The 25,289-nt window shown below is 70.0% G+C and carries 22 protein-coding genes, 1 tRNA gene and 2 pseudogenes; 17 read left to right on the forward strand and 8 right to left on the reverse strand.

Features of this window, described 5'->3' with window-relative positions; genetic code table 11:
* Positions 1-81 precede the first annotated feature (81 nt).
* Complete coding sequence (locus tag ACNNMR_RS01560; RefSeq protein ID WP_419992645.1) at positions 82-678, reverse strand: hypothetical protein; 597 nt, start codon at positions 676-678, stop codon at positions 82-84.
* 1 nt (position 679) lies between these two features.
* The gene (gene pgm, locus ACNNMR_RS01565) at positions 680-2,326 is read right to left on the reverse strand and encodes a phosphoglucomutase (alpha-D-glucose-1,6-bisphosphate-dependent) (RefSeq protein ID WP_419992646.1); all 1,647 of its coding nucleotides are present in this window, start codon (positions 2,324-2,326) and stop codon (positions 680-682) included.
* 268 nt (positions 2,327-2,594) lie between these two features.
* Here pgm and ACNNMR_RS01570 point away from each other — a divergent pair, with 268 nt between their 5' ends.
* From ACNNMR_RS01570 to ACNNMR_RS01585, 4 genes and pseudogenes are all read left to right on the forward strand, one after another.
* Positions 2,595-3,233 carry a class I SAM-dependent methyltransferase gene (locus ACNNMR_RS01570; RefSeq protein WP_420000237.1) on the forward strand — a complete coding sequence of 213 codons (639 nt, stop codon included), beginning with the start codon at positions 2,595-2,597 and terminating at the stop codon, positions 3,231-3,233.
* A 128-nt stretch (positions 3,234-3,361) separates the two neighbouring features.
* A tRNA-Pro gene (locus ACNNMR_RS01575) sits at positions 3,362-3,435 on the forward strand.
* Between the two features lie 362 nt (positions 3,436-3,797).
* Positions 3,798-5,049: pseudogene (locus tag ACNNMR_RS01580) on the forward strand (IS256 family transposase).
* 46 nt (positions 5,050-5,095) lie between these two features.
* Positions 5,096-5,614, forward strand: coding sequence for a GNAT family N-acetyltransferase (locus tag ACNNMR_RS01585; protein ID WP_419992647.1), 519 nt, complete (start codon positions 5,096-5,098; stop codon positions 5,612-5,614).
* A gap of 122 nt (positions 5,615-5,736) precedes the next feature.
* On the opposite strand, the gene ACNNMR_RS01590 is transcribed toward ACNNMR_RS01585, so the two are convergent.
* The 3 genes from ACNNMR_RS01590 to ACNNMR_RS01600 all read right to left on the reverse strand — a co-directional run bounded on the left by ACNNMR_RS01590 (position 5,737) and on the right by ACNNMR_RS01600 (position 7,390).
* Positions 5,737-6,393, reverse strand: a complete 657-nt coding sequence (locus ACNNMR_RS01590) for a class I SAM-dependent DNA methyltransferase (protein WP_419992648.1) — start codon at positions 6,391-6,393, stop codon at positions 5,737-5,739.
* A 77-nt stretch (positions 6,394-6,470) separates the two neighbouring features.
* Positions 6,471-6,986: a hypothetical protein gene (locus ACNNMR_RS01595; RefSeq protein ID WP_419992649.1), complete on the reverse strand. Its 516-nt coding sequence runs from the start codon at positions 6,984-6,986 to the stop codon at positions 6,471-6,473.
* Positions 6,983-7,390, reverse strand: coding sequence for a DUF6415 family natural product biosynthesis protein (locus ACNNMR_RS01600; protein WP_419992650.1), 408 nt, complete (start codon positions 7,388-7,390; stop codon positions 6,983-6,985). Before ACNNMR_RS01600 ends, ACNNMR_RS01595 begins: the two co-directional genes overlap by 4 nt.
* A gap of 167 nt (positions 7,391-7,557) precedes the next feature.
* Here ACNNMR_RS01600 and ACNNMR_RS01605 point away from each other — a divergent pair, with 167 nt between their 5' ends.
* The 3 genes from ACNNMR_RS01605 to ACNNMR_RS01615 all read left to right on the forward strand — a co-directional run bounded on the left by ACNNMR_RS01605 (position 7,558) and on the right by ACNNMR_RS01615 (position 9,633).
* Entirely contained in the window at positions 7,558-8,832 is a 1,275-nt protein-coding gene (locus tag ACNNMR_RS01605) for a helix-turn-helix domain-containing protein (protein WP_419992651.1), read from the forward strand.
* Positions 8,833-8,858: 26 nt separating this feature from the next.
* The gene (locus ACNNMR_RS01610; RefSeq protein WP_419992652.1) at positions 8,859-9,335 is read left to right on the forward strand and encodes a hypothetical protein; all 477 of its coding nucleotides are present in this window, start codon (positions 8,859-8,861) and stop codon (positions 9,333-9,335) included.
* Positions 9,336-9,477: 142 nt separating this feature from the next.
* Positions 9,478-9,633, forward strand: a complete 156-nt coding sequence (locus tag ACNNMR_RS01615) for a hypothetical protein (RefSeq protein WP_419992653.1) — start codon at positions 9,478-9,480, stop codon at positions 9,631-9,633.
* 40 nt (positions 9,634-9,673) lie between these two features.
* Here ACNNMR_RS01615 and ACNNMR_RS01620 read toward each other — a convergent pair whose 3' ends face one another.
* On the reverse strand, positions 9,674-10,084 hold the full coding sequence (locus ACNNMR_RS01620; protein WP_419992654.1) for a YybH family protein: 411 nt from the start codon (positions 10,082-10,084) through the stop codon (positions 9,674-9,676).
* 756 nt (positions 10,085-10,840) lie between these two features.
* On the opposite strand from ACNNMR_RS01620, the gene ACNNMR_RS01625 reads away from it, so the two are divergent.
* From ACNNMR_RS01625 to ACNNMR_RS01660, 8 genes and pseudogenes are all read left to right on the forward strand, one after another.
* Positions 10,841-11,854: a hypothetical protein gene (locus ACNNMR_RS01625; RefSeq protein WP_419992655.1), complete on the forward strand. Its 1,014-nt coding sequence runs from the start codon at positions 10,841-10,843 to the stop codon at positions 11,852-11,854.
* Positions 11,851-12,903: an AMP-binding protein gene (locus ACNNMR_RS01630; protein ID WP_419992656.1), complete on the forward strand. Its 1,053-nt coding sequence runs from the start codon at positions 11,851-11,853 to the stop codon at positions 12,901-12,903. The genes ACNNMR_RS01625 and ACNNMR_RS01630 overlap by 4 nt, the downstream gene beginning before the upstream one ends.
* Positions 12,903-14,264, forward strand: coding sequence for an aldehyde dehydrogenase family protein (locus ACNNMR_RS01635; protein WP_419992657.1), 1,362 nt, complete (start codon positions 12,903-12,905; stop codon positions 14,262-14,264). The genes ACNNMR_RS01630 and ACNNMR_RS01635 overlap by 1 nt, the downstream gene beginning before the upstream one ends.
* A gap of 18 nt (positions 14,265-14,282) precedes the next feature.
* Positions 14,283-15,353, forward strand: coding sequence for an NAD(P)-dependent alcohol dehydrogenase (locus tag ACNNMR_RS01640; protein ID WP_419992658.1), 1,071 nt, complete (start codon positions 14,283-14,285; stop codon positions 15,351-15,353).
* Positions 15,353-15,817, forward strand: a complete 465-nt coding sequence (locus ACNNMR_RS01645) for an SRPBCC family protein (protein ID WP_419992659.1) — start codon at positions 15,353-15,355, stop codon at positions 15,815-15,817. Before ACNNMR_RS01640 ends, ACNNMR_RS01645 begins: the two co-directional genes overlap by 1 nt.
* Positions 15,804-16,898 (forward strand): NAD(P)/FAD-dependent oxidoreductase, encoded by a 1,095-nt coding sequence (locus ACNNMR_RS01650; protein ID WP_419992660.1) that lies wholly within the window; start codon positions 15,804-15,806, stop codon positions 16,896-16,898. Before ACNNMR_RS01645 ends, ACNNMR_RS01650 begins: the two co-directional genes overlap by 14 nt.
* Positions 16,895-18,688, forward strand: a complete 1,794-nt coding sequence (locus tag ACNNMR_RS01655; RefSeq protein ID WP_419992661.1) for a carbamoyltransferase — start codon at positions 16,895-16,897, stop codon at positions 18,686-18,688. The genes ACNNMR_RS01650 and ACNNMR_RS01655 overlap by 4 nt, the downstream gene beginning before the upstream one ends.
* 11 nt (positions 18,689-18,699) lie before the next feature.
* Positions 18,700-19,338 (forward strand): annotated as a pseudogene (locus ACNNMR_RS01660) (histidine phosphatase family protein); the annotation flags it as partial.
* A 476-nt stretch (positions 19,339-19,814) separates the two neighbouring features.
* On the opposite strand, the gene ACNNMR_RS01665 reads toward ACNNMR_RS01660, so the two are convergent.
* The gene (locus ACNNMR_RS01665) at positions 19,815-20,756 is read right to left on the reverse strand and encodes an AraC family transcriptional regulator (protein ID WP_419992662.1); all 942 of its coding nucleotides are present in this window, start codon (positions 20,754-20,756) and stop codon (positions 19,815-19,817) included.
* Between the two features lie 82 nt (positions 20,757-20,838).
* On the opposite strand from ACNNMR_RS01665, the gene ACNNMR_RS01670 reads away from it, so the two are divergent.
* Both ACNNMR_RS01670 and ACNNMR_RS01675 read left to right on the forward strand, forming a co-directional pair.
* Positions 20,839-21,675 carry an NAD(P)H-binding protein gene (locus ACNNMR_RS01670; protein WP_419992663.1) on the forward strand — a complete coding sequence of 279 codons (837 nt, stop codon included), beginning with the start codon at positions 20,839-20,841 and terminating at the stop codon, positions 21,673-21,675.
* Positions 21,676-21,942: 267 nt separating this feature from the next.
* Positions 21,943-23,130, forward strand: coding sequence for an IS630 family transposase (locus tag ACNNMR_RS01675; protein ID WP_419992664.1), 1,188 nt, complete (start codon positions 21,943-21,945; stop codon positions 23,128-23,130).
* Between the two features lie 32 nt (positions 23,131-23,162).
* Here ACNNMR_RS01675 and ACNNMR_RS01680 read toward each other — a convergent pair whose 3' ends face one another.
* Positions 23,163-25,289, reverse strand: a complete 2,127-nt coding sequence (locus ACNNMR_RS01680) for an alpha-L-rhamnosidase C-terminal domain-containing protein (protein WP_419992665.1) — start codon at positions 25,287-25,289, stop codon at positions 23,163-23,165.

Genomic DNA, 25,289 nt, shown 5'->3' on the forward strand with positions numbered 1-25,289 from the left:
TCCTGCCGTCGTACGCACGGACCCGCTTCAGACCACCGAGCAGCACACCGAGCCCGGTCGACTCCATGCAGTCGGCCACCGTCAGGTCCACATTGCCCCCGCTTCCTGGTCGGACTCCGAGGGCGCAAGCGCCGCGCGAGCGGTATTCAGGAAGGCCTCCTGGGCGCCGGAACGCGCCGTGCCGGGAGCGTCCTCCGCCAGTGCGTCGCGCAGCGCCTCCGCCGCCGTCGTCACGGCGGCGGGGCCTTCCAGACGTACGACGTTCAGGGCCTCGACGACCCCTTCCATCCCGGCGTCGTACTCTCGTCGCCGGGCATCATGTTCCGGCAGGCCGATGGCTCCGCGCCAGGCCGCCAACGCCTGCTGGGCGCTGTCGATGCGGCTCAGATACGTCACGTAGGCCGCCCGCCGCACCGCCCGCTGGTCCGCCTGGGTCTGCTCGGTGAGCGTACGGCGGGCGACGTCGAGCTGTGCCGTGGCCTGGATCTGCCCGGCCCGCCAGGCGGCTTCCGCCTGTTGCCGCCCGGCTTCCCAGGCGGCCGCGGCCTGCCGCTCGGCGGCCTCCCAGGCGCTGGCGGCCTGGCGCTTGGCGGCGGCGAGGGTGAATAAGCCCGTGAGAGCCCCGCCGCCGATGGCGGCACCGGCGGCGATCAGCGCCGCCCCCACCGCTCCGTCCATGTCACCCCTCCAGCGCCGCCAGCACCACCGACCGGGCCTCGTCCTGGACTTGGCGCAGATGGTCCGCGCCGCGGAAGGACTCCCCGTAGATCTTGTATACGTCCTCGGTGCCCGAAGGGCGAGCCGCGAACCAGGCGTTGTCGGTGGCCACCTTGATGCCGCCGAGGGCGGCGCCGTTGCCGGGTGCCGACGTGAGCACCGACGTGACCGGGTCGCCGGCGAGCGTATCGGCGGTGACCTGACCGGGCGACAACTTCGCGAGCAGCGCCTTCTCTTCGCGCGAGGCGGGGGCGTCCACGCGCGCGTAGGCGGGTTCGCCGAAGCGGTCGGTGAGCTGTGCGTAGTGCTGGGAGGGCGTCCTGCCGGTGACGGCCGTGATCTCGGAGGCGAGCAGCGCCAGGATGATGCCGTCCTTGTCGGTGGTCCACACCGATCCGTCGCGCCGCAGGAAGGACGCGCCCGCCGACTCCTCACCGCCGAAGCCGAGGGTGCCATCAGACAGGCCGTCGACGAACCACTTGAAGCCCACCGGGACCTCGACCAGCGGCCGCCCGAGGTCCGCCGCCACCCGGTCGATCATGCTGGACGACACCAGGGTCTTGCCGATCCCGGCGCCCGCGGGCCACTGCTCGCGGTGCGCGAAGAGGTACGAGATCGCCACCGCCAGATAGTGGTTGGGGTTCATCAGCCCGCCGTCCGGCGTGACGATGCCGTGCCGGTCGGCGTCCGCGTCATTGCCGGTGGCGATGTCGTAGCGGTCGCGCTGGGCGATGAGCGAGGCCATGGCGTACGGCGAGGAGCAGTCCATGCGGATCTTGCCGTCCCAGTCCAGCGTCATGAAGCGCCAGGTGGGGTCGGTGAGCGGGTTGACGACTGTCAGGTCGAGGCGATGCTGCTCGGCGATCCGCCCCCAGTAGGCGACAGAGGCGCCGCCGAGCGGGTCGGCGCCGACACGGATGCCGGCGGAGCGGATCGCGTCCAGGTCGAGGACGTTGGGGAGGTCGGCGGTGTACGTGCCGAGGAAGTCGTAGCGGCTGGTGGTCGAGGCGGTCAGAGCACGGGCGTACGGGATGCGCCGGACATCTTTGAGGCCACCCGCGATGATCTGGTTGGTGCGGTCCTGGATCCAGGAGGTCGCGTCGGAGCCGGCCGGGCCGCCGCTGGGCGGGTTGTACTTGAAGCCACCGTCGGCGGGCGGGTTGTGCGAGGGGGTGACCACGACGCCATCGGCTGCGGCACGGGCGGAGGAGAGGCTGCGGTTGTGGGTGAGGATGGCGTGGGAGACGGCCGGGGTGGGCGTGTAGCCGTCGGCGTCGTCGATGAGGGTGGTCACGCCATTGGCGGCGAAGACCTCCAGTGCCGTGATGCGGGCCGGCTCGGAGAGGGCGTGGGTGTCGGCGCCGAGGAAGAGGGGCCCGTCGGTGCCCTGCGCGGCGCGGTACTCGCAGATCGCCTGGCTGGTGGCGGCGATGTGATCCTCATTGAACGCGGTGGCAAAGGCCGACCCGCGATGCCCGGAGGTCCCGAAGGCCACCCGCTGCCCGGCCTCGCCCGGGTCGGGGTGGAGGGAGTAGTACGCGGTCACCAGCCGTGCCACATCGATGAGGTCCTCAGGCCCGGCCACCTGCCCCGCGCGCGCGTCCTGCATTTCCGGCTCCTCCATCGCTGTCGACCGTTGCGTACGGCCTTCATTTTCCCCTGCGAGGGCAGCCGGGAGACGCACCGGGCGGCCATTGCGACGCGCGTCGGGCGGTGCAACGATGCCGGTCGGCGGCGAGCGAGGGGTGGCAGGGGTGACGCGGGAGAGCGGTAGGGGCGAGGAAGAGGGCGCGGGGGACGTGGGGAGCGCGGGCGCCGGGGGCACAAGCGGGGGCGACCAGGGCCAGGACGACCGGCCACTGGCACCGTCACCGTCACTGGAAACGCCACCGCCACCACCCGCAGCCAAGCTCTTCGACGCCCTGGGCATCACCTACGAGCAAGCCTTCGCCCACTCCCCCGCACACCTGTCCGCCCTCGAGTGGCTGATCGAGCGGCTGCCACCCGCCGCACGAGTCCTGGACGTCGGCAGCGGCACCGGCCGCCCCACCGCAGCCACACTCACCGAGGCAGGCCATTCGGTGCTGGGCATCGACGTATCCCCGGTGATGACGGCCCTGGCCACCCGCCAGGTCCCGGAGGCGGACTTCCGCTGCGCCGACATAAGGAAGCTCCCCCTGGAGCCAGACTCCTTCGACGCCATCTGCATCTTCTTCTCACTCCTGCAGATGACCCGCACAGAGCAAAAGACGGTGACCCACCGCCTGACCCAGGCCCTGAAACCAGGCGGCCACCTGCTCCTGGCCACGGTGCCGGCGGACGTGGAGGACATCGAGGTCACGTTGATGGGCCACCCGGTCCGAGCCACGAGCTTCTCGGACGAAGCCCTAGTACCCCTGCTGGAGGCGACCGGCCTAACAGTGCTCGCCCACCACACCACCACTTTCACCCCAACCCACCCCGCCGCAGTCCCCGAGCCCCACACCTTCCTGTACACCTACCGCCCGCAGCCCTGACCCGACACACAAATCGAACACACAATCGCCCCCCACTCCCCCAGGAACCGTTTTGCCTGCCACCCCCCTCAGTGCGGTATGGTTCTCGTGCACGAACGGCCGGGGGAAACCCCAGGTCGGACGGGCACCGGGACGTGGCGCAGTTTGGTAGCGCACTTGACTGGGGGTCAAGGGGTCGTGGGTTCAAATCCCGCCGTCCCGACGTAGAAAACGCAGGTCAGAGGCCCTGTCTCCAAGGAGACAGGGCCTCTGTCGTTCCCTGAGTGACTATCTGCGTGACTACGGTTCGCGATCCACTTTGAAGATTCCCTCCACGGCACCGTCTGGAGACGGGCCGCGCCTGCCGGCGGTGGAGCGCGGTGTCTAGACACCAGGGTCGAGGCGCCGCGAGGCGCATCAGCCAAGCGACGCGCTGGCACGCTACGTCTGTCCAAACGACGAGGAGCAATGCTCATGACCTGTGGATTGGCCTCGGGCTGCACGCGAAGGGCGTACCTTCCCGAGTGATCGACTTCTGGTCATCGAGCAGGCCGACGTTGCACCGTCGGTCGGGAAGGCACGCCCGTGCTGAGCGTAGTGAATGCCGATGGAACGACCGAGAGCGGCTCTCTGATCGACGACATCGTCCGGGAGGGTGCCAGGCGGATGCTGGCCGCCGCCCTGGAGGCCGAGGTCAACACCTATATAGCCGAGTTGGCCGATCAGCGGGATGAACACGGGCACCGGCTGGTCGTCCGCAACGGCTACCACCAGCCGAGGCAGGTGACCACCGCGGCCGGCACCGTGGAGGTGAAGGCGCCGCGGGTGAACGACAAGCGCATCAATGCGGCCACCGGCGAGCGTAAGCGGTTTTCCTCGGCGATCCTGCCGCCGTGGTGCCGCAAGTCCCCGAAGATCAGCGAGGTGCTGCCGCTGCTCTACCTGCACGGCCTGTCGTCGGGGGACTTCGTTCCTGCGTTGGCGCAGTTCCTCGGCTCCGCCTCCGGCTTGTCGCCGGCCACCGTGACCCGGATGACGGCCCAGTGGCAGGCCGACCATCAGGCATTTTGCGAGCGTGACCTGTCCGCCACGGACTACGTCTACGTCTGGGCCGACGGCATCCACCTGCGGATTCGTCTTCAGGAAGCCAAGGCCGCGGTCCTGGTCGTCATGGGGGTGCGGGCGGACGGCACCAAGGAACTGATCGCGATGACGGACGGCTACCGCGAATCGTCGGAGTCCTGGGCCGGGCTGCTGCGGGACTGCCAGCGGCGCGGGATGCGCGCGCCCGTCCTGGCCGTCGGCAACGGCGCCCCTCAGCTTCTGGAGCGCGTTGAGCGAGGTCTTCCCCGAAACCCGCCACCAAAGGTGCTGGGTTCACAAAACGGCCAACTGCCTGGACAGCCTGCCGAAGTCGGCCCAGCCCGCGGCAAAGAAGGCCATCGCCGACATCTACAACGCCGAGGACAAGGAGCACGCGGCCAGGGCCGTCGCTGCGTTCGCCAAGCAGTACGGCACGAAGTTCCCCAAGGCCGTCAAGAAGATCATCGATGACAAGGGCGAGCTGCTGGGCTTCTATGACTTCCCCGCCGAGCACTGGATCCACCTGCGGACAACCAACCCCATCGAGTCGACCTTCGCGACCGTCCGCCTGCGGACCAAGGTCACCAAGGGCGCCGGCTCCCGGGCCGCCGCCCTGGCGATGGTTTTCAAGCTCGTCGAGTCCGCCCAGACCCGCTGGCGAGCCGTCAACGCACCCCACCTCGTCGCGCTCGTCCGCGCCGGAGCCTGTATCCACCGCGGGGAGCTCGTCGAGCGCGAGGTCACCGCCGCCTGAGCCAAATCCTTCGCAGTTCAATTCTGCCGGTGGCACGATCAAGCTCGTGACCAGTGATACAGGAAATCAGAACGTCCTCGGCGTGCGACCCGCCCAGCCCGATGATCTAGCGCAGCTCACAGCCCTCGAAACCGCCGCGGACCGGCTGTTCGACGATGTCGGCCGCGGATCGCTGCCGCCCCCGGCCGAACTGACTGAGCTGCTCACCGCACGATGCATCCTGGTGGCCGGCCGGCCACCAGTTGGCTTCGCCCGGCTAGACATCGTTGATGGCCACGCGCACCTGGAACAGCTGTCCGTCCACCCGGATCACGGGCGCCAGGGCATCGGCGCCAGCCTGCTCGACGCAGCCTGCCAATGGGCAGCCGACCAGGGCCATACCGTCGTGACGCTGTGCACCTTCGCCGACGTGCCCTGGAACGCACCGTTCTACGCGCGGCACGGATTCCGCGCTGTGCCCGACCTCCAGCTGACGCCCGGCCTCCAAACGCTTCGCCACCGCGAGGCCGAACTCGGGCTCGACGCCATGGGCCCACGGACCGTCATGACCAAGACCATCTCGTAGCGAACAAGGCGCCAGCCGATCCACAGGATCTGACAATTCCTCCCCCGGGTGGCGTCACCGGGGACGGGGCTCGGTGCCGCCCATGGGCCTGACGCAGGGGCGGCGTCTACAGGGCTGCGCTGTCAGGGCGCAACTGCGCGGACGATGAGGGTGCCGATGTGGTCCGGCTGGGGCGCGTCGAGCACCTCGGCGTGCGTCTCGGCGAAGCCGGCTGTCGTGAGGAGGCGGCACCACTTCCGCGGGGTGTAGCTGTAGCGGTAGGTGAACTGGGCTCGGCCTGCGAAACCGCCCTTGTACATGCCTTGTGGCCCGTAGGCGCCGGGGATGGCCGGCGGATGCGAGAACGCGAAGACGCCGCCGGGGTTGAGCCGGGCCGCGGCGAGGGGGAACAGCTTGGCCGGGTCGGTGAACCAGACAGCACCGAAGATCGAGTAAATGGCGTCGTAGGTCTCGGTGCTGTTCAGAAGGTGGGTGAGGACGTCATCGCACACGGCCTCGAGCCCGGTGTGCGCCCACCGTTCGTTGACCTTGGCCACCATGACCGGGGACAGATCCACGCCGCGGGCCTTGATGCCCTGGGCGGCGAGGTGGGCGAGCATGCGGCCGGTGCCGCAGCCGAGCTCCAGCACGCTGGCGGGGTAGTTGAGCAGCTCGGTGCCGGGGCCGTGGCCGGCGTACTGGGTCCAGCAGAACGACGGCTCCGCGTCCGAGCTGAACGCGGCTTCCGCGTAGGTGTCCCACAGGGCGCGTTCGTGGTCGAGGTTGTGATGCGCGGGCACGGTGCCTTCCTTCGGTGCGTGGTGCGGCCCCCGCCGACACGGGTGGGAGGGGTCGGCACGGGCCAGCGTAGGGGCGGTCAGTGGCTGTCGGGGGCCTTGTTGTCGCACGGCGAGCAGTCCGAGCCGTCGATGGCCCACAGCTCCTCGTCGGCAGCGAAGCCGACGGAGCGCATGAAGTCGGCGGTGCGGATCACGGTGCCGTCGCCGCGGCGGGTGATGAGCGGCGCGTGGTGCTTGTACTTGCCGCCGTTGTAGGCCTCGCAGAACGCGAAGTAGACGGGCGTGTCGAGGATGATCTGGTGGACGCCGATGTCCACGAGCTTGCCGACGCCGAGATGTACCTCGGGATGCTCCATGGCCGTGACCAGGTACATGATCGCGTTGTCGAGGATCCGTTCGGCCATCGAGCGGACCATGGTGTGATCGCGCAGCAGCAGCGCGATCTCCCGCTCGTACAGGTCGACGTCGGCGGCGCCCGGGGACTCCAGCACGTTGTACGTCAGTTCCTTGATCTGGGGCCTGACCGCGTTGAGCAGTGCCCTAGGCTCGCGGGTGGTTGTCTCGGTGGTGGGGTCTTCGAGAGTGGTACTCACAGCTCCTCCTGGCGTCCGTTGGGGGGACTCACGTTCCGGGGGCGCGACTTGCCTGCCGCCTGATGGCGGCGCAGCAATCCCTTGGTGGAGGCGCCGAGGCACTGGGCGTACTCCCACGCCTGGTCGCGTGACATGTCGCCGGTCTGCAGCTTGAGCAGCACCGTTGCTTCGCGGCGCATCGCCCGCAGCTCGTAGTCGTCCTCGCCGAGCGGCTCGCCCAGCAGCAGCCCGGCATGGCCGCGCAGTCGCTGAATGAGCACGTCGATGCGCTCCCGGGCGGGCAGTTCCGGACGCGGGACCGCCGTCTGCCGAATGGTCTCGGAGATGCAGACCGCGTCCACTTCGGCCCCGGATGCGCTGCAAGGCTGGCTGTCGCTGTCGGCGTGCGCTGACACGGTGCTCACGCTTCCTCCCGTCGGGTTTGGCGTCCCCTGGCGTAGTGACCAAACCGCGCGTCATGCTGGATGGACTACAACTGACCCGCTGGCCGCATGCGGTGATGCGCGGTGCGCATATCGGCGCGGGGTACACGGCATCTGCGGGATACGAACGGCGTCAGGGGCACATGGCGATGAACTGGTCCACGCAGGCCCTTCGGGAGGCCTCCCGCCGCGGCGACTACGGGCGAGTGATCAAGCTCGCGCGGCAGGCTGCCGGCGGCGTCTCCCAGAAGCAGCTCGGCGAGGCCTGCGGGACCAGCCAGTCAGCCATCTCCCGCCTGGAGGCACGCGGGAGCGCCTCCTACGACATGACCCTGCTGGCGAGGGCCGCCGCGCACGTACAGATTCCCGCACGGCTGGTCGGCCTCGCCGAGCACACCGCGGCACACGCCGCGGTGCACGTGGACGGAACCGAAGTGGAACGGCGCAACTTCCTCGCCGGCGCGGCCGCAGCAGCCGCGTCTCCGGCCCTCGCAGCACTCCCCGCTGAACAACCGCACGCCGCCGACGGCGGGCAGGTGGCCACGCTGCGGCTGGCGACCTTCGCCTACCGGCGCATGGACGGCACCACCCCTTCCCGGCATCTCGCCGAGGCGGCCGCCTCGCATCTGCGGCTGGTGCAGACCGTCGCGGCCGAGGCCGACGACCCGCAGCAGCGCACCCGACTCGCGGCCGTGGGCAGCGAGGCGGCCAGCCTCGCCGGATGGCTGGCATGGGACATGGGTGATTACGGGTCGGCCCGCACCTGGTACGGGACCGCCGTAAAGGCTGCCCGGCGCGCCGGGGATCGGCTGCTGTCCGCCTATCAGGTCGGCAGCCTCGCGCAGTTCGAGGCGCTCGCAGGCAACGCCGCTCAGGGCTTGAGCCTGGTGCGCTCCGCGCGGCGCCAGCTCGGCGACCGACGGCCGGCCATCGCCGAGGCGTGGCTGGGCTCCGTGGAGGCCCTCGCTCATGCTGCCAGCGGCAACGCCGACGCCACCGACAGGGCGCTGGCGGGCTCGGCGCGCGCCGCGGACCGGATTGCCGTCGAGGACCCCCCGCCGTGGCCGTGGGTGTTCAGCTTCAACGACGCGAAGGTGGCCGCCTGCAGGATGACTTGCGGCGCCCGGCTGGGCCTGCCCGGGTGGGTCTTCGACTCTCAGGAGGACGCCGGCGCTCAACTCGCCCCGGGCGCCCACGACAAGCAGCGCGCGCTGCTGACGCTGGACATTGCCTCTGCACACCTGGCCGCCGGCCGGCTGGACGGCGCGTTCGTACTCGCCACCCGTGCTGTGGAAACCGGGCTGCGCTACCGCTCCGGCCGCATCATCGAACGGGCCCGGGCACTGCGCCGCAGCCACACCTCCGCCACACCCGCGAAGGTGGTCCGCGACTTTGACGACCGGCTGCACGGCGTGTACCTGTAGGCCCGTCGACCGAGACAGGAGACGTCATGCGCTTGGGCATCACCGGACACCGCGACCTACCCGAAGCCGTCGCCAAGCAGGTACGCGCCATGCTGGTCGACGAGGTACACCGACACACGCCGGATGAACTCGTCGGCGTCTCCTGCATCGCGGACGGCCCGGACGCCTGGTTCGCCGAGACGGTCCTCGACCACGGCGGCCGGGTCGAGGTCGTCATTCCCGCCGACGCCTACCGGGACGGCCTGCCCGAAGAGCACCACGCCACCTACGACACCCTGTTGCAGCGTGCCAGCGAGGTACACGGCACCGGCATGAGCGAGTCGACATCGGAGGCGCACATGGCCGGCAGTGAGGTCCTGGTCGGGCTGGTCGACGAGCTGCTGGCGGTGTGGGACGGCCAGCCCGCCCGCGGCTACGGAGGAACCGCCGACGTGGTGGCCTACGCGGAGCGCTCCGGGGTTCCGGTCCGGGTGATGTGGCCCAACGGCGCCACCCGGGACTGATTCCGCCCCTGCCGCTAGCCCTGCTAGAACTGCTAGGCCCCAGCTCAGCACCGTGATAGGCGCCTTGCTAGGGCCTAGCAGCTAGCAGCGCCCAGCGTCTCAGCTGGACAAGGCGTACCTGGAGCTCAACAACGCCGGCCACATGGCGCCGACCAAGAGCAACGCCACCATCGCGAAGTACACCACCGCCTGGCTGCAGCGCTTCCTCAACGGAGACACTGGCGCCACCGCCACACTCTGCCCCGGCCCGTCCCCCAGCACCACGGTGCAGGAATACCGCAGCACCTGCCCGTACTGATGGGGACAGGGAGCCTGCGAGCCAGCACCTGTTGTCAGGCCTAGGCCTGCGGATCGGACAGGTCAGGGAACGAGTGGTGCTCGTGCGCAACCAGCCAATGCCCGTGCTCCTTGCGGAGCCCGAGGCTGAGACGCAACCGCATTTCTGGCCGCTCGGCGAGTTCCCGCGGTGTGCCGCAGCGCAGCAGGGCGTGGGCGAAGGCGACGTCGGTGCCGACGGTGACCTCCAGCGATTCAACCTCGAAACAGGCGCCGTGTGCCTGCCAGTCGAAGAATCCCGGCCATACGTCGCGGTATGCCTCGATTCCGCGCACACCCTCGTACGGCGGCGGCACATCGAACATCACGATGTCGTCGGCGTGCCCCGCCAGCACGGCGTCCATGTCGCCGCGGTGCACCGCCGCCGCCCACCGCTCGATGAGAGCGCGGACCTGCACATCATCCGTGGACATACTGCTCCTCTGTTGCTGGACGACCGGTGCCTGCCGGCCTGGTTCCGCGACACTCCGACACTCCGGCCTCGTGTGCCTTGCACATGAGACGTCGGAGCGGAGACGGCTGTCTCGACATGCTGCCGCGCATCTCTCCGCAATCACGCAAATTGTCTGCCTCGACGTTGCGACGGCGGCCCCCGCCGGGGCCTCCGTGCTGGGATGGAGCCGGGGCGGGAGAGGACGAAGAGCCGGACCTGGGCTCCGGCATCGTTCGACAGGCGTTGCAAAGCTGCGCTTTTCGGTGTCGGTGAAGCGGGCGGTGGCGTATGCCTTGACGAGGACGCAGGCGGGGCGGAGGCGAGGAGGAGGTTGAGGTCGGTGTCGCGGAAGCGGCGCACGATCTTGCGGTCCAGGTGGAGGCGGCGGGCGACGGCGCTGATGGTCGAGCCGGCGTCCACGAGCCGATGGATGTCGGCGTGACGCTGCCGGGCTCGCTCGATACTGGGACATACGGACGCTCCAGCCCCCGGCAGATCCACGGGCAGCGAGCGACCTCCAGCTTCAGACCGTTGGAGCGGGAGCCAGTCCCCGCACCCCACTTCACGTTGAACAAAGGCGAGTTGGCCATACCGGTGCCCGGTGCAGGCGTGCGGGTGCGGGTGCGGGCCGAGCGACACCCAGTTCCCCGCCTCGGCGACGATCCCTTAGTGGCCTTCTACAAGTTTCCGATTTGTAGGAGCCTACAAAGTCCAGGTAACTGCCCGCATTCTTTTCATGTTTTCCGTACCTGGCTCAACACGCTCCACTGCCTGTGTACTCATCGCGCAGCCCAACTTTCCCGCGACGAAAGGGATACTCTTGCCTCGCCACATCGAAATCGCCTGGCCGGATCTCGGTATCACCGTGACCGCCGAGCTCGATGGCCGCAACTCCGAATTGGCGGACGCCTTGTGGGAGTCGCTGCCGTATCGGAGTCTGCAGGGGCATGCGCTGGTGGCCGGGGAGCACCTGTACCATCACGTGCCGATTCCCAAGCTGCTGTACACGCACCCTTCGGAGAAGATTCCGGACCGGCGCGACGCACCCGACGGCACCGTCTTCTGTTCCGCGCTGCAGCATCTGGGTATTAAATACGGCACGTTGACCGAGCCGATGCCGGCCGCGCCGGTGGGCCGGATACGGGAGGAGGACATTCCCGCCCTCAACGAGGCCGGACAGGCTATCTGGGACGCGGTCTACTCGACGAAGAAGGAAATCCTGGTCGAGGTCCGGGCGGCGGGCACGCCCGGCGGGCACAACATTCCCCGGCTCACCGCCGCGAACACCGCGGCCGACAGCCTGCTGCAGGCCGTGTACACCGAAACCGAGCGGATCTGGCTGGACGCGCCGGCCGAGCTCGACGACCTGCACCGCAGCGTGATCCCCTCGGGCGCCGGCAGCTTCGACACAGTCCTGCCGACGCTGCTCTTCGTCAACGGCGAGACGCGGCCGCTGGGTTACGCCAGCTACGGCGGCCTGGTCCGCGCGGCCGTCAGCGGCATGCCGATCGACTCGCTGCGCCAGATGGCCCGCCTGCTGGTCGGCGTGCCGGCCGAATTCCTCGGCTACTGCGGCCTGGAGAAGCTGTGGGACTTCACCCAGCGCTTCCTCGCCTGCGTCGACGACCTCGACCGCGACGACTTCCTCGCCGTCACCAGCCAAATGGCGCTCTACATCAACTGCCTCGGCGGCTGGAATCTGCACCTGTTCCCCTGGGACGCCGGCGACCACCTGAAGCAGCGGGCATGAGCGGCGGAGAGTTCGTCCGGGAAATGATGCGCTGGCATTTCGGCCCGGACACCGGCTCACCGTTCTGGCTGAAGCGCGCCACGGAACTCGACTTCGACCCATTGACGGATATCCGGGAATTCGAGGATCTCGCCAGATTCCCCAATGTCGTGGACGAGCTGCGCGATATCGACGTCCGTGAGCTCATTCCGCAGGGTTACGGCGACCAACACGAGGCGAGCGTCTACGAGAGCGGCGGCACCACCGGTGAGCCCAAGCGTGTGATGTTCACCGCGGAATGGCACCGGAGCAGCTGCGAATGGTTCAGCGAACGCCTCGACGCGCACGGTGTGCCGCGTAATGTCGACTGGCTCAGCGCCGTCCCCACCGGACCGCACAATGTGGGCGCGATGGCGGTCGACACCGCGGCCCTGCGCGGCGGGCTGAACTTCGCCATCGACCTCGACCCGCGCTGGGTGAAGAAGCTGATCGCGGACGGCCGGATGGACATGGTCGGCGCCTACACCGACCATCTCGTCCAGCAGATCGGCTACCTCCTGTCCGGCCAGGAGGTCGGCGTGCTCTTCGCCACCCCACCGATGCTGGAGCGCCTCGCGCAGCGCGACGACCTGGTCGAGCACGTGAACCGCAAGGTCCACACGATCATCTGGGGCGGCACCCACCTGGACGCCGACACCCGCGACCTGCTGCGGGACGAGGTGTTCCCGAACACCCGGCTGGTCGGCGGATACGGCAGCACCATGATGCTGGGGACGTCGATCGAGCGGCCCGGACTCGGCGCCGACGAGCCGTGCGTCTTCGACTCCTTCGCCCCGTACACGACCTTCCGGGTGGTCGATCCCGGCACGGGTGAGGTGGTCCCGTACGGCGAGCGCGGGCAGATCGTGGTGAACCATTTGAGCCGGACCGCGCTGCTGGTCAACAACCTGGAGCGGGACTGCGCCACCCGCATCGCGCCGCCGGTGGCCGGGGCCTTCGGCGACTCCGTCGCCGATGTCACCCCGGTCGAGTCGCACGCCGGTGCCGCGGTGATCGAGGGCGTGTACTGATGCTGTCGCTCGACGTGCTCGGACCGGGCGGTCCGTACCGGTCCCGGCGGCAGGAGACCATCCACAGCCCCGGCGGGGCTCCGGTGGCGACCCTGAGCCTCGCGCCCTCGCTGTACGTCGCCCGCGCGATGAAGGCGCTGCACCGGGCGCCGGTGCTGCCGCTCGACGAGCGGATCGCGGCGTTCGCGCGGGCCGGCCGGGCGTTCGCGACGGAGACGATCGCGGGGCTGTCGCCGGACGCCTATCAGCGCACCGTCAGCACGGCCACCGGGATGCCGATCTCGGTGGTACGCGCCGCCACGCACGACATCGCGCACGCGGCGGAGCACATCCACCAGAGCGTGCAGCGGGCCCGCCCGGCCGGCGCGGTCGGCTCCTGGCGCGATGCGCAGACCTGGGCCGGCGGCGCGGTGTGGACCCGGCGCGGTGACGTCTTCGCCGTGCATGCGGCGGGCAACCATCCGGCGGTGCACCAGGGGTGGCTGGACGCTCTCGCGCTCGGCTACCGGGTCGCCGTGCGGCCCTCCCGGCGGGAGCCGTTCACGCCGCTGCGGCTGGTCACCGCGCTGCGGGCGGCGGGGTTCGGCGACGACCAGGTCGTGCTGCTGCCCACGGATCACCAGGCGGCCGACGACATCCTCCGGCACGCCGACCTCGGCATGGTGTACGGCGGCGACGATGTCGTACGCAAATACGCGGGCGATCCGCGCATCCTGCCGCAGGGCCCCGGCCGCTCAAAGGTGCTGATCACCGCCGAGGCCGACTGGGAGCCCCTCATCGACACCCTCGCCGAGTCGGTCAGCGGCGGCGCGGGCACGGGCTGCGTCAACGCCACCGGCGTACTCGTCGAGGGCGATCCCGGCCCCGTGGCCGCGGCGCTCGCCGAGCGCCTCGCCGCGCTGCCCAGCCTTCCGGCCACGGACGAGCGCGCCCGCCTGCCGGTGATGCCCGTCGAGCCCGCCAGGAAGTGGGAGGCCGGCCTGCGGCAGCGCGCTGCCGGCGCCAAGGCGTGGCTGGGCGGCGACGGCATCGTCGACGAGCTCGGCGACGGCAGCGCCGTATTGCGTCCGGCCGTGCACCAGCTGGACAGCCCCTTCGCCGAACAGCTCGGCATGGAGCTGGCCTTCCCGTGCGCGTGGGTCGCGCCGTGGGACCGCGACGCCGGGATCGCGCCGCTGCGCAACTCCCTCGTCCTGGGCGCCGTCACGACGGATACGGACCTGATCGACGCCCTCGTGGCCGAGCCGACCATCGCCAATGTGCATATCGGCGACCACCCGACGCCCTGGATGGCAGCCGGCCTTCCGCACGACGGCTATCTCGCCGAATTCCTCATGCGTACGAAGACCGTTCTGCGCTGAACGCCAAGAGAGAACCACATGAACGCACAGACCGCGACCTCGGTCTCCGCCTATGCCGCGGCCGCCGCGGGCGCCCCGCTGGAGCGGACCACGATCCCGCGCCGGCCGGTGGGCGAGCACGACGTACTCATAGAGATCAAATACACCGGGATCTGCCACACCGACATCGCCCGGGCCCGCGGCTACACCGGCGACGGCGCCTTCCCGATGGTGCCGGGCCATGAGATCGCCGGCGTCGTCACAGCGGTGGGGCCGGGCGTCACCAGGTACGAGGTGGGCGACCAGGCCGGCGTCGGCTGCCTGGTGGACTCCTGCCGGAAGTGCGGCAACTGCGCGGCCGGGCTGGAGCAGTTCTGCACGCTCGGTCCCGTGGAGACGTACAACGGCACCGGCGCCGACGGCGAGCGCACCTACGGCGGTTTCGCCACCCACATCGTCGTCGACGAGAACTACGTGCTGCGCATTCCCGACGGCATCTCCCTCGCCTCGGCCGCGCCGCTGCTGTGCGCCGGCATCACCCTCTACTCGCCGCTGGCGCACTGGCGGGCCGGCCCCGGCACGAAGGCCGCCATCGTCGGCCTGGGCGGCCTCGGGCACATGGGCGTCAAGATCGCCCACGGCATGGGCGCCGAAGTCACCGTGCTCTCCCGGTCGCTGCGGAAGAAGGATGACGCGGCGCGGCTGGGCGCGGATCACTTCTACGCCACCTCCGATCCGGCGACGTTCGAGCAGCTGGCCGGCCGCTTCGACCTGATCATCAACACCGTCGCGGCGAACCTGGACCTGGACGCGTACCTGTCGCTGCTGGCGACGGACGGCACGTTCGTGAACGTCGGCGTCCCGCCCGCGCCCGGGAGCCTCTCCATGTTCTCCCTCATCGGCGGCCGCAAGACCCTCGCGGGCTCGCTCATCGGCGGCCTCGCCGAGACCCAGCGGATGCTCGACTTCTGTGCCGAGCACCGGATCGGTGCCGACGTCGAGGTCGTGTCCGCGGAGCAGATCAACGAGGCGTTCGAGCGCATCGTGGCGGCGGACGTCCGCTACCGCTTCGTGATCGACGCATCGACCATTTCGCACAAGGAGTTCTGATGGCGCTTCAGCGCAAGCACACGATGTACCACTCGACCATCATCGACGCCGCTCCCGACGAGGTCTGGGCGGTGGTCCGCGACGCCCTAAAGGTCGTGTCGATCGTCTCCGGCCCCGGCGTCAAGGACGTGTGCTGGGCCGAGGGCGGCGCGGTCGAGAAGGTGCCGGCGCGCTACGACTTCACCATGGTCTTCAACGACGGCCTGGTCCAGCAGGAGATAGCCGGCCGCGACGAGGTGAACCGCGCCCAGACCTACCGGGCCATCGCACCGGCGACCGGCGTCGACGGCTACGTGGCCACCATCCGGATCCGCGAGATCACCAACGAGCCGGGCCGCTGCTTCTTCGACTGGTCGCGCGAGCTGACCATCGCGCCCGACGCCGATGACGAGGTCGTCGAGACGATCGTCTCCATGATGTCCAAGCAGGCCGACCTGATGCGGGACTACTTTGCCCAGCGGTAGCAGCGAGGTCGTCGTCATCGGCGGCGGCGTCATCGGCACGTCCATCGCCTGCCATCTGGCGGAGGCAGGCGTCGGCACGGTCCTGCTGGAGCGGGACGAGCTCGGCTCCGGCTCTTCGGGGACCACCGCGGGCGTCGTCCGCACCTACTTTCCCGGCAAGGAGCTGATCAGCGGCCTCGCCACCCGCAGCATGGCGGCGTACCACGGCTTCGCGGAACGCACCGGCACCGACCTCGGGCTGGAGCGCATCGGCTTCCTGGTGCTGTTCACCGAGGAAGGGCAGGTGGCGGAGTTCCACCGGACCCGGGGCGCCCAGCGCGCCGCGGGTGTGGAGGTCGACCTGGTGACGCCCGCGGAGGCGGCGCTGCTCAATCCGCTGGTCGACCAGAGCACCATCCTGGCGGCGGCCTGGACGCACGAGGCGTACGCGCTGAACCCGGCGGCCATCGTGCGCGGCTACGCGGGCGCCGCCGAGCGGGCCGGGGCCGTCATCCGTACCCGGACGGCCGTCACCGGCATCGACTCCGACGGGCTGGTGCACACGCCCGAGGGCAGCATCCGCGCCGGCACCATCATCTGCGCGGCCGGGCCCTGGGCCGGGGCGGTCGCGTCGATGGCCGGCGTGCATCTGCCGGTGAGCCCGTACGCCGTGGAGATGCTCCTCGCCGACGCCCCGGACGGCGGCGCGGGCACGCTGCCGATGACGCTGCACCCGTCGAGCCAGCGCACTCGCGCCTGGGGCGAGCGGGGCGACCGCATCCTGGTCGGGATGGGCCGCCCCGGCCCGGACGAGCCCCGGGAGGCCTGGCTGCGGCGGGTGTCGGACCAACTCGGCGCCACCTACCCGGTCCTGTCCGGCAGCCGCCTCGAGCACGGGTGGAGCGGGGACCTCGACATCAGCCCGGACGGGACGGCGTTCATCGGCCGCGCTCCGGAACGGCCGTTCATCTACGCGGCGGGGTTCTCCGGCCAGGGGCTGTGCCAGGCGCCGGCCGCCGGGGAGATCGTCCGCGATCTCGTACTCGACCTGCAGCCCTGGACCGACGTGTCCGGCCTCACCACCGAAAGGGTTTTGTCATGATCGTCCTGGGGTGCAACGGCTTCTCCAGCGTCGCGGGGTTCTTCGCCGAGAATCTCGGCGCGACCGGCATCAACAAGCACTACCTGATGGGCCATGACTCCGGCGCCTCGCTGCTGGTGGACGGCGAGCTGGTCGCCGCCGTGGAGGAGGAGCGGCTCAACCGGGAGAAGAAGACCACCGACTTCCCGTTCAACTCGGTGCAGTGGTGCCTGGAGCAGGCCGGCCTGGAGTTCTCCGACATCGACCTGATCGCCATCCCGTGGAACTGGGACGCCGAACTCCAGGAGAAGCTGCTGGCCGACATCGACGCGGCGCCGATGGACCCCGCGTCCCGGGACTATCTCGTGCACAGCATGCGCCGGCTCTTCGACGAGATCGTCGGCCCGGAGGCCATCCTGGCCGACTTCGCCGGCCGGACCGGCTTCACCCCGGACCCGGAGAAGGTGGTGTTCGTGCCGCACCACCTCGCGCACGCCATGACCGGCTACTACCTGGCGGGCATGACCGACTCCGCGTTCCTGGTCAGCGACGGCCGCGCCGAGCGCTTCTCGACGCTGATGGGCGAGATCCGCGACGGCCGGATCCAGGTCTTCGAGGAGACCGCGATCGGCTCCGAGTACTCGATCGGCATCCTGTTCAGTGCGATCACCCGGTTCCTGGGCTTCGTACCGAACAACGACGAATACAAGGTGATGGGCCTGGCCGGCTACGCCGAGCCGCCGGTGCCGAACCCGTTCACGGAGAACCTGATCCGGCTGCACGCGTACGGGCGCTACTCCTTCACCCAGCCGCTGCAGACGGACAACCCGCTCGGCCTGGACCCGCTCTTCGAGGAGTACTTCGGCCCTCGCGAGGAGACCCTGGAGTACCAGGCCCGGGTCTCGGCCGCCGCCCAGGAAATGCTGAACATCGTCACCCGCCACCAGATCAGCTGGCTGGAGGCCCAGTCGGACCTGGACCACCTGCTCTTCGAGGGCGGCGTGGCGCTGAACTGCCTCAACAACACCCCACTCTTCGAGGGTTCGCGCTTCGCGGGCATGGACGTCAGCTTCGGCGCCAGCGATACGGGCATCACCATCGGCGCGGCGGTGCAGGCGTGGATCAGCCGCCGGGACGACGCGGATCAGCCCCTGCCGGCCCCGCGCGTGACGCCGTACCTCGGCCCCGAGTACGACGGGTCGGTGATCGAGCGGACCCTGCGCGAGTACGGCGACCGGGTGCGCTGGCGCAAGCTGGGCGGCGACGCGGCGGTGGTCGACGAGGTGGCGAAGCTGCTCACCGAGAAGGTCGTCATCGGCTGGTACGAGGGCCGTCTTGAGCACGGGCCGCGGGCCCTGGGCCACCGCAGCATCCTGGCCAACCCGAGCTTCACGGACATCAAGGACATCATCAACACCAAGGTCAAGCACCGGGAGCCGTTCCGCCCGTTCGCCCCGCTCGTGCTGGAGTCCGAGGCGCCGAAGGTCTTCGAGATGGGCCGCAAGACCCGCTCGCCGTACATGACCTTTGTCTTCCCGGTGCGGCCGGAGTTCCACGACGTGATCCCGGGGGCGATCCATGTGGACGGCACCTCGCGGGTGCAGACGCTCACCGATGAGGACACGCCGCGGTTGGCGGCACTGCTGCGCCGGTTCACCGAGCTGACCGATGTGCCGTGCCTGATCAACACCTCGTTCAACGTGGCGGGTGAGCCGATCGTGTGCAGCCCGGCGGACGCGCTGAACACCTTCCTCGGCACGGAGATCGACTACGTCGTGCTGGGCGACTACCTCGTCACGAAGCCCGAATGAGCGAGGTGGCCGGGGCGAGCACGACCCTGCTGCTGTTGCGGCACGCGGAAACAGCGCTGACCCCGCAGAAGCGGCTCTCCGGCAGCGGCGGCGACGACCCGCCGCTGTCGGCGGCCGGCCGCCGTCAGACGGAGTCGACCGCGATGCGACTGGCGGCGGACGGCGGACGGCTGCACGCGGTGGTCTCCTCGCCGCTGCGCCGCTGCCGCGAGACGGCGGCCGCGGTGGCCGGCCGCCTCGGTCTGGAGGTCCGTATCGACGAGGAGCTGCGCGAGGCGGACTTCGGCGCCTGGGAGGGCCTGACGTTCGCCGAGGTACGCGAGCGCTACCCGGAGGAGTTCGCGGCGTGGCAGACGTCGCCGGCGGCGGTGCCGGGCGGCACGGGCGATTCCTTCGCGTCGGTGACGGCCCGGGTCACGGCATCACGAGACAAGCTGCTGGCGCGCTACCCGGGCCGGTCGGTGCTGGTCGTCTCGCACGTGGCCCCGCTGCGCACCCTGGTCCGGCTGGCACTGGGCGCGCCACCCGAGTCGCTGTTCCGGATGGAGCTGTCGGCGGCATCGCTGTCGGCGGTGGCGTACGACTGCACGGGGCGGGCGACCCTGCGGCTGCTCAACGACACCTCGCACCTGAGCTCAGCTGCCGGGTGACACCTCGGGCCGGAGGAGATTACCGAAGGCTGTCCAAGGACTGCGTGGAGTTCCCCCTGGACAAACAGACGGATATCCGCACCAAGGGCAGGGAAGCCCCACACGTTCAGGTCGTCATCGAAGCTGTGCCGAAGCCGTGCCTCACGTAGTTCCGTGACGATGTCGTCCGGGTCGCGCGTGAGCGCGGTCCGGGGTTTCCGTCGAGCAGGTCGCGAAGGATCTCGGGATCCACGCCACCACGCTCAACACGTGGCTGCGGACCGCGGAGAAGGACCAAGGAACGCGTCCCGCGGTCTCCGGCGACGAGCGCGGGGGCATCCCAGCATGGACATGCCCGGCAGATGGCCGACGCGGCGATCAGTACCACGATCGGGCGATCACGAACCAAGGAAGATCGGACTTGACGCCCACTTAGTGGTTGGCGCCGTAAGTCCTTCGGGGGTTGACCTTGAGACCGGGCGCCGGCTTACCCGCTGTCAGTCCTTGGCCCGTGTCTCGCTGGTTCGGTGTTCACGCGGGCTGATGCCGCGCACCTTCTTGAATGTCGCGCTGAGGGCGAAGGCGCTGGAGAAGCCGACCTTGCCTGCCACGGCGCCGACTGTCGCTCCGGGCTCGCGCAGCAGGTCGGCGGCGAGGGCGAGCCGGTGCTCACGCAGGTAGGTCATCGGGGGCTGGCCGACCAGGGTGGTGAAGCGCCGGGCAAGCGCCGCGCGTGAGACGCCTGTCTTTGCCGCCAGGGTCTCGACTGTCCAGGGGTGGGCGGGGTCGGCGGTCAGCAGCCGTAGCGCCGGTCCGACGACGGGGTCGCCGTGTGCGCGGTACCAGGCGGGGACCTGGGCGCCGGGGCGGGTGAACCAGGAGCGCAGGGCGGTGATGAGCATCAGGTCCAGCATCCGGTCGAGCATGACCTGTCGGCCCGGTTCGGGGCGGGTGATGTCCTCGAACGCTGCCGGGCTGATCGGGCAGGGCCCTTGCCCCGCCCGGACTACGGCGAGTGCGGGCAACGCGGCCAGAAGCTGTCCGGGCGCACCGTGGTCCACCGTGTACAGGCCGTTCAGCAGCACCGTGCTGCCGGGGCCCCGGGTGGTGCGTGTGTCCTGTCCGTCCACGGTCGTGCAGCGGCCACCGGGACCGATCACCACGCCCGGCTCGGTGTCCGGGTCGTCCGCGATTATGTACGGGTTGCCGCCGCTGAGCACCGCCACGTCCCCCGGGCCGAGAAGCACCGGCTCACCGTCCTGAGGGAGCACCCAGACGGGGCCTTGCAGTGACACGGCCAGTGCGAGTGGCGATCCGTCCTCGAAGCGCACTGCCCAGGTGTCGGAGAGCGTCGACTGGTTGAAGACCGCCCCGACGGTCCGTACCCCGTTCAGGAGCTCGGTCAGCGGGTCCGCTCCGGTGGGAGTCTGGGGGGCCATGCAGGCCAGCGTAGACGAATGCGTATGGACGCGAGCGCGGTCGCCATGTCCGCCGCCGGCGGCGGCTGGTTCGCTGGAGGGCATGAGCAACGAGATGATTCTGGTGACTGGCGCCACCGGCAAGACCGGCCGCCGCGTGCTGCGGCAACTGAAGGATCGGGGAGTTCCGGCGCGGGGCGCCTCCCGCTCCGGGGAGGTGCGCTTCGACTGGCGCGATCGCACCACCTGGGAGCCGGCGCTGAGCGGGGTGGGCGGGGTGTATCTGGTCGCTCCTGATCTCGGGAGCGCACAGGCGGCCGACGACATCGCCGCCTTCGCCCGCCAGGCTTTCGAGGCCGGGGTGCGTCGGGCGGTGCTGGTCTCCTTTCCCGACACGGGCGCCCCTGGGCTGGAGCACGCGGTGGCGGCCGAGCGGTCGCTGGGCCAGGCGGGCCTGGAGGCCACGGTGCTCCGGCTGCGGTGGTTCTTCCAGAACTTCAGCGAGGACTTCCTGCATGACGCCGTCCTGTCCGGTGACGTGCGGCTGCCAGCCGGAGACGGCACGGAGGCGTTCGTCGATGCCGAGGACATCGCCGCCGTCGCCGTAGCCGCCCTGACCGAGACCGGGCACGCCGGAGCGACCTATGGGCTGAGCGGCCCGCAGGCGATGTCGTTCGCCGACGCCGTCGCACAGATCGCCGACGCGACCGGCCGCGACATCCGCTACACCCCGCTGCCGCCCGAGGAGTACGCTGCCGAGCAGCGTGCGCACGGTGTGCCCGAGGAATGGGTGCAGCTGACCGTCGATCTGTACGCCCAGATCCACGCCGGCACACTGGCCTCGGTCACCGATGACGTGGAGAAGGTACTCGGTCGTCGGCCCAGGGCCTTCGCCGACTACGCCCGCATCGCCGCCGAAGCAGGAGTCTGGAACACCTGACGTGTCCTGCCTGCAGGTCTCACCTTCCCGGTGAACAGGTGCGCGTGCTCGGGTCGGCCCAGCAGCGCATTGCGGGATGCCGCCGATGTCCGGGCAGGCGCCTCACCAGTAGTCCTCCTGGACGACGGCTACCCGCCGCCCAGCCGACGGTGCGGGGGCGGCGTATACCGCCGGGCCCGCCACCGAGAACGGTGACGCCGAAGTGCGCTTCCGGTGCGTCCACGACGCGGTGCCTTCTGCCGTTCGGGGGAGGGCGGTCCACTTCTCGTGAACGGTTCTCCCGCGTTGCCCCTCGCTTCCGCCCGCCCGATCTTCCTCACCGCCTCCGGGCGTGAGCGATTGAAGAAGATGGCGTACGGCCAAAAGACCGAGTACCGGCTGCGGGTGCGCGCGCAGGTCGTCCTGCACGCCGCGCGGGGGCGCTCCAACGCGCGGATCGCACGCGAGACGGGCCTGCACCTGGACACGGTGCGCGCCTGGCGTGGCCGGTTCGCCGACGGCGGCCTGCCGGCCCTGGCCGACCGCACGCGCTCCGGGCGTCCCGCCCGCTTCACCCCCGTCCAGGTCACCGAGGCCAAGGCACTGGCTTGCCAGTTACCCGCCGAGACCGGCCTGCCGCTGGCACGCTGGTCCTGCCCGGAGCTGGCCATCGAGCTGAGCGCACGCGGAATCACCGACAGCGTCTCCGCCTCCACGGTGCGCCGCTGGCTGCGAGAGGACGCGCTCAAGCCCTGGCAGTACCGGTCATGGATCTTCCTCCGCGACCCCGACTTCCGCACCAAGGCCCAGCGTGTTCTGGACCTCTACGACCGGACGTTCGAAGGCGCCCCGCTGGGCGAGGACGAGTACGTGCTCTCCAGCGACGAAAAGACCTCCGTCCAGGCCCGCTGCCGTTGCCATCCGACCCTGGCCCCGGGCAGGGCCAGGGCGATGCGCGTCAACCACGAGTACGTCCGCGGCGGTGCGCTGGCCTACCTCGCCGCCTACGACGTCCACCGCGCGAAGGTCTTCGGCCGGCGCGAATCCAAGACCGGCATCGTCCCCTTCATGAACCTGGTCGAGCAGGTCATGACCACGGAGCCCTATGCCAGCGCGAAACGCGTCTTCTGGGTCGTCGACAACGGCTCCTCCCATCGCGGCCGGCGGGCAGTCGACCGCCTGACCGGCAGGTTTCCGAACGCCGTCATGGTCCACACCCCTGTTCACGCCTCCTGGACGAACCAGATCGAGATCTTCTTCTCCATCGTCCAGCGCAAAGTCGTCCGACCGAACGACTTTACAAACCTCGATCAGGTCCGAGACCGGCTCCGAGAATTCGAAGACCGCTACAACGCCACGGCACAGCCGTTCCAGTGGAGGTTCACCACCTCCGACCTGGACGGTCTACTGGCCCGGCTTGATCGGCACACCAGCTCTTACCGGCAAGAAGAATCCTCCGTCGACCTGGCAGCCTGATCAACCCCCGAAGGACTTCCGCCGCAGACCACTTAGGCCCAGGCGAGGGTATGGGTTCCGGTCAGGGCGGTGAAGACGACGGTGTCGCCTGAGCGTTTGGCCTGGATGCCGGCTTGTGGTTTGCCGTCGCGCCAGACGATGCGCCCGTCCATGGCGATGGTGCGGTCGCGACCGAGCAGGGGTAGCGCCACCTGCCCGGTGGTGCCGGCTGGTGCCCGGGTGGTGAGGGTGAAGCTGCCGGGTGTGCGCTTCCAGTTCACCGCCAGGGTGCCGTGCGGGGTCGGCACCCTGCCCTGGGCCCAGCGCAGGTCCGCAGGCCGCGGGGCTACTGACCAGCGCCGGTAGCCGTCGGCCGTTGGGCGCACCCCGAGCACGTGCTGCGAGAGCGCGGGAACGGCTGTGCTCCAGGCATGCGCCAGCCCGGTGGATCCGCCCTCGGTGCCCGCGCCGCCGGCCGTGCCGTCGAGCTGGATCTGCTCCCAGGGTGTACCGGGCCCCGTGCGGTCCATATGGCCCCAGGCCCGGCGGATCAGAGCCAGGGCACCGGTGTCGTCGCCGTAGCGGAAGCGGCCCAGCGCCTCCTGCGCCATCAGATACGGCGAGATGAACCGGGTCATGTACGGGTTTTTCGCGTGCTCGCTGGTCTTGGTGCCGTACGGAGTGCCCAGGTCGGTGGCGAGGAAGTGCATGGCCCGGCGTGCCTGCCGTTCGTCCAAGAGGCCGAAGATCAGGGCTCCGGTGGTGGCGTCGGCGGTGTGGTCGCGGCGTGGGTCGGTGTCGTTGAGGATCATTGCGCCGGCCTTGTCGTCCCACAGTTGCTCGAGCAGCGCGGTGCGGATTTTCGCGGCGCGCTGGTCCAGCCGGTCGGCGGGCGCGCTTCCGGCGCCGATCGCGCGTTCCAGCTCGGCCAGCGAGGTGAGCGCCCCGTGGTAGGCGGCGTTGGTGTAGGCGTCGATGCCGGTGGCAGTGTTCGGCGGATGCCAGTTGATAGCGGGCAGCTTGTCGTAGGCGGCGGTGGTGAAGAGCCCGTCGGCCGTGGCATGGGAGGCGAAAAAGGCGACCGCGCGCCGGGCCGCGGGCAGCATCGCCCGGGCGAACTGCTCGTCTCCGGTGTAGCGGAGGTATTCGGCGAGGTCGATGACCCACCAGGCGGTGAAGCTGTCCAGGCGCGCGGAGTTCAGCAGCTCGGGCGACGGCCATCCATCCGGCGCACCGTCGGGTGGGCCGGGGTCGTTCGGATCGCAGGGGACGTCGATACGGCTGGAGAGCGGGAACGTCCCGTCCGGCTTCTGCTGGCAGGCGAAGAGGCTGATCGTATTGCGTACGTTCTGGCGGTAGTCGGCGCTCTGGTAGTAGCCGGCGCGGGCCGCGATCTGCAGGTCACCGGCGTACGGAACCCGGTCGCGCTTGGGTCCGTCGAGCACGATCCAGCCCGCCTCGCGGTTGCGCTGCCGATCGCGGGCCACGGAGAGGTTGGTGCCGTAGGCGGAGGCGTACCAGGCCCGGTTGAGGGTTTCGTCGCTGGAGAGGAAGTGGCCGTCGTAGCGTCCGGGGCGCTGGGTCTGCCGCACCCGTACGAAGTCGATTTCGGCAGTACCGGGGCCGTCCAGGCTGATAGCGATGTAGCGCTGCGCTCCGCGCAGGCCCGGGCTGCGCAGTGTCGCCGGCGATGCGCGCGTGCCGAAGGTGTCTGCGCGGGCGTCCGGGTCGTCGTCCATCCCGGGCGTGGCGCCGCGGTAGAAGAAGTCTTTCGGGTCGGTGGAGCCATCACCGGTCTCGGGGTCGAGGTAGCGCTCGCCCTCCGCGTACGCCGCCCGCAGCTTCGCGCCCGAAGAACGCCGCACACCCAGCTCCACGTACCCGCTGGCCATCACGCCGAGGTCCACGATCAGTTGAGTACGACCGTCACCCCGGCCGCGGCGGAGCGTGGCGGCCTTGCCGTCCTCGGCCAGCACCGCGCGGGCGCCGGCCACCGTCGCGGGATCGCCCTTCACGGACACCGACTCCGGGCGAACGTACCGGCCGGGAACATCCAGTACATGCTTCCGCCAGTCGGCGTCGGCCGACAGCCTCTCGCGCGACAGCGCCACCGGGTCGGCGGCCGCACCGGTGTCCGGCGCGGCTCCATCGGCGCAACCTGCCGCCGGCACAACCAGCAT

It is taken from the genome of Streptomyces boninensis (assembly GCF_048572725.1).
Classification (GTDB): Bacteria; Actinomycetota; Actinomycetes; order Streptomycetales; family Streptomycetaceae; genus Streptomyces; species Streptomyces boninensis.